Origin of the sequence: Saccharothrix lopnurensis (assembly GCF_042658445.1) — a bacterium.
In the GTDB taxonomy this organism is placed as follows: domain Bacteria; phylum Actinomycetota; class Actinomycetes; order Mycobacteriales; family Pseudonocardiaceae; genus Actinosynnema; species Actinosynnema lopnurensis.
This window is the reverse complement of the sequence record NZ_JBHSQO010000105.1, coordinates 1-1,103: the sequence shown is the minus strand read 5'-3', so window position 1 is coordinate 1,103 and position 1,103 is coordinate 1. Positions and strand designations below refer to the sequence as shown.

General features: G+C 70.1%; 1 protein-coding gene. It reads left to right on the top strand.

Features of this window, described 5'->3' with window-relative positions:
- Positions 1–1,103 (top strand): IS30 family transposase (locus ACFP3R_RS37530; RefSeq protein ID WP_380643800.1); only part of this gene is annotated, 1,103 nt, incomplete at both ends.

Here is a 1,103-nt window from a genome sequence, read left to right as displayed (position 1 = left end):
TGGCGGTGGTTCCGGCAGCGTGGTGGCGTGCCCTCGATCAGTCTCGCCCCACCATCTGGCAGGTATCTGTCGTTCGCCGAGCGCGAGGAGATCGCGCTGCTGAGGGTTCAGGACGTTGGCGTGCGCGAGATCGCCCGCAGGCTGGGGCGATCACCGTCGACGATTTCGCGGGAGTTGCGCCGCAACGCCGCCACTCGCGGTGGTCGGTTGGACTATCGGGCCTCGATCGCGCAGTGGAAGGCCGAACTGATGGCCCGACGCCCGAAGGCCGCCAAGCTCGCAGCCGATGATCGGCTCCGCGAGTACGTCCAGGACCGGCTCGCCGGCGCGATCGGCACGCCCGACGGAATGGAGGACGGGCCGATCGCGCGCAAGTGGAACGGCCGCGGCAAACCCCGACAGGAGGACCGCGAATGGATGACGGCGTGGAGCCCCGAGCAGATCAGCCGCCGGTTACCGCTGGACTTCCCCGATGATGAGTCCATGCGGATCTCGCACGAGGCGATCTACCAGGCCCTCTACGTCCAGGGACGCGGCGCTCTGCGGCGGGAGCTGGTCGCCTGCCTACGCACCGGTCGTGCGCTGCGGGTGCCGCGTGCCCGCGCCCGCCGGCGCGCGAGCGGTCACGTCACCGCGGAGGTGATGATCAGCGAGCGTCCCGCCGAGGTCGAGGACCGGGCGGTGCCGGGTCACCGGGAAGGCGACCTGATCATCGGCGCCGACCGGTCGGCCATCGGCACGCTGGTGGAGCGCACGACGCGGTTCACGATGTTGCTGCACCTGCCCCGCATGGAGGGCTTCGGCACCGAACGGCACGTCAAGAACGGCCCCGCGCTGGCCGGTCGCGGCGCCCTGGCGGTGAAGGACGCCATCGCGGCGAGGTTCACCACCATGCCCGACCAGCTGCGACGGTCGTTGACCTGGGACCGCGGCAAGAAACTGGCCCGACACGCACAGCTGCGGATCGAGACCGGGTTGGCGGTCTACTTCGCCGACCCGCACAGCCCGTGGCAGCGCGGCACGAACGAGAACACCAACGGCCTGCTGCGCCAGTACTTCCCCAAGGGAACCGACCTCTCCCGATGGGACGTCGACGAGATCGA